Raw genomic sequence first — 2,798 nt, 5'->3', positions numbered from 1 at the left:
GCCTACTATAGCAACTGACCACCTTTCTTAGAAATTACGATACGCAGGTTTCACTTGCGTACCGTTCACCTCCACGTGCCAATCATCATACATTATGAATTCACAATCAGTATAAGTAAAATATGGAACCCAAATTTCATAGGAAGATTTGATTGCTATCAAATAACCTCGATCATCGCTACCTCGCCAAGGCGAAAAAGTCTCTTTTTCACGTAACGTTACAAAATCATGTGCATTGTCCCAATTACTAATACAAATATCAAACGTTTTTCCTGAAGAACGATTAGATATATATATAGATGGCATAAAGACTCCTATAATATAGAATTAATGAAATATTTAGGTGGTTTTATTTTTCCATATGAAAGGTTAAAACTACCGACTTTAGTCGGTGACGTTGACTTTAATTTTTTGACATATGCGCGTTTACGAGGTTCGTGGTTCGACGACTTTCAGTCGTCGGCACCGAAGTGCGCTAACCCACCTACTTCAGTAGGTGGTAGTTAAGTATTATATAAATATACGTTTTAAATATGATATGTTTTCTAATAAAAAACAATGATAATAATTATCAGCACACTGACATGTAAGTTATAAATTTAGTCATATTTCTTTAATGTAACGCCTTGGCATTATATTAAAGTTGAAATAATTGATGGATAATATATTTTTAATATAGGGGTAGTGACCGGGTAGCTGCGATAACCGCCAACTTTTAAGCGGCCACTTCAATGAGTAATCTCGTATTCATATCCAGTTCAAATATCCCATAGGGATTCACATGGGAGTAGATCAGGGGTGTTAACGTCCTGAAGTCCTCCAGTTTCATCCGAGATAGCCAGTTTGGTTCGTTAAGCACTTGCTGGATCATCAAGGTATTCACGTACACCAGAGAGATCTGCAACAAATGCAGCGCCAGAACCGATAATTCCTAGTCCTCCAAGCGATTGGTTGCGACCTCACCGCCTTTGCCGTAAAAGATGAACGAATTTGCGCTATTCCAGTTTTCCACGACATTCAGCCCCTCGTGGATTTCCTGACGAAGCTCTTCCGAACCAATGTACCGGCACAGGAAAATGGTTTTGATCACTTTCCCCAGTTCGGCAAGCGCCTTGTACGTAGGATGCTGCACGTTGTTTCGGGTGAAACGGCGCAGTATGGCTTCTGGATCGGCGGTTCCCTGCTTGAGCGCGGTCGCATATTTGATCATCTCATCGTATTGCTGGATGATCAGCTCCCAGTTGATGGGGCGTGTCAGTATCGGCTCCAGGTTTGGGTAATCGCCGGGTTTATCATCACCGGGCCGATAGAGTTTTTGGCTGGCAATGGCTTTGAGACGAGGCAACAAATCGAACCCAAGCAAGTGCGAGAAGGCAAAAGCAACCTCACTTTGGCCATGACTATCGACATACTGCCGGTCAATATCCATGTCCGTGCAGTGCCGCAAAACGCCCTCAATCATGGCGGCCACTTCCGAAGAGGAACAGCGTTTGAGCTGGGAGTATATACAGGTCGATTTCTTTTCCACATGCCAGTAAATCATGACGCCACGACCACCGTATCGAATGTACCATTCGGTCATCAGGTTTTGATCCCACGAGTCAAATTTCTTGGAATCGGATGCACAGGATGTTGTGCCTTCTCCCCATATCGAGGGGTTCCGAGCGCGTTGGCCACCTGCCAGATGGCGTTGCGCAGTGCGGCTTTGTGAATAAAACGGCGGCGCACATTGAGTAGTTCTTTGTAACTGATCCCATGACGGCTGCCACTGACCCGCTTTAATCCGGTGTTGGTGCCCATGCCATAGAGACAGAGCAATTTCTGGTGCAGTTTCTTGTCTATCGGTCTGCCTTTATACTTACTTTCCTGCTTGGCTTTCTTTACCCCCTGAGCCTGACGCCGCCGCCTGTCTTCTAAAACAACTGCTAAAGAATATAATATTACCTACCAAGAAAAAATATTTTCATTAGCACTTTTAAAGGTGCTAATATAATGTTTTTAAACATTATGTAAAATACATTAGTAGTGGAGTCTAATATGGCTTATCAGATACTCACAACAATAGCAGCCAGCATTACTGATCTGAAACGTAACCCAATGGGAACCATTGCTGAAGGGGAAGGTAACGCAGTTGCAATCCTGAATCGCAATGAACCTGCATTCTATTGTGTTCCCCCTGAACTGTACGCTTATTATCGTGAATTGGCAGAAGATGCTGAACTAAATCGCATTGCAGATGAGCGACTGGTAGATCCTGAATTCGTGAGTGTAAGTCTTGATGACCTATAAACTCGAATTTGAGAAACGAGCGCTCAAGGAATGGAAAAGCTTAGGGCACACAATACGGAAGCAACTTAAAAAGAAGTTAGCTGAACGTTTGGAAAATCCCCATGTTCCAGCATCTCGATTGAGCGGGCGCGCCAACCGCTACAAAATCAAACTTAGGTCGTCAGGATATCGTTTGGTTTATGAAGTGATTGATAAAAAATTATTGTTGCTTATTATCGCCGTTGGTAAACGCGCTGATGATGAGGTTTATAAATTAGCAGACAAGCGATAAGTGAATTTGGGACCCCAACAAATAGGACTAGCCTAATTTTTTGCACAGCATTAGATTATGTCGTCATAAGATATTTAACCAAAGAACAAGACAGCGGATCTGAACAGCAGCAAGAAATGAGGCACTATTTTTGGCATAACGGGTCGCTATACCCCGCCAGCGTTTAAGATGAAGAAACGCATTTTCAACTAAATGCCTGAGTCGATAGAGGTCCCGATCATATTCTCGTTTCACTTTG

Annotated in this window: 3 protein-coding genes and 2 pseudogenes; 2 read left to right on the top strand and 3 right to left on the bottom strand. The window is 43.0% G+C overall.

What is annotated here, in order from left to right; genetic code table 11:
* Positions 1–27 precede the first annotated feature (27 nt).
* Both AAC147_RS06690 and AAC147_RS06685 read right to left on the bottom strand, forming a co-directional pair.
* Entirely contained in the window at positions 28–306 is a 279-nt protein-coding gene (locus tag AAC147_RS06690; protein WP_047686046.1) for a hypothetical protein, read from the bottom strand.
* A gap of 409 nt (positions 307–715) precedes the next feature.
* Positions 716–1,818 (bottom strand): annotated as a pseudogene (locus tag AAC147_RS06685) (transposase); the annotation flags it as partial.
* Between the two features lie 219 nt (positions 1,819–2,037).
* Here AAC147_RS06685 and AAC147_RS06680 point away from each other — a divergent pair.
* Together AAC147_RS06680 and AAC147_RS06675 are read left to right on the top strand one after the other, a co-directional pair.
* Entirely contained in the window at positions 2,038–2,289 is a 252-nt protein-coding gene (locus AAC147_RS06680; protein ID WP_047686043.1) for a type II toxin-antitoxin system Phd/YefM family antitoxin, read from the top strand.
* Positions 2,279–2,560, top strand: a complete 282-nt coding sequence (locus AAC147_RS06675) for a type II toxin-antitoxin system RelE family toxin (protein ID WP_047686040.1) — start codon at positions 2,279–2,281, stop codon at positions 2,558–2,560. Before AAC147_RS06680 ends, AAC147_RS06675 begins: the two co-directional genes overlap by 11 nt.
* Before the next feature lie 63 nt (positions 2,561–2,623).
* Here the strand turns inward: AAC147_RS06675 and AAC147_RS06670 are convergent.
* Positions 2,624–2,798 (bottom strand): annotated as a pseudogene (locus AAC147_RS06670) (IS5/IS1182 family transposase); the annotation flags it as partial.

The sequence above is a fragment of the Xenorhabdus sp. NBAII XenSa04 genome (assembly GCF_963866145.1).
Taxonomy (GTDB): Bacteria; Pseudomonadota; Gammaproteobacteria; order Enterobacterales; family Enterobacteriaceae; genus Xenorhabdus; species Xenorhabdus indica.
This window is presented reverse-complemented; position numbering and strand designations above follow the sequence as displayed.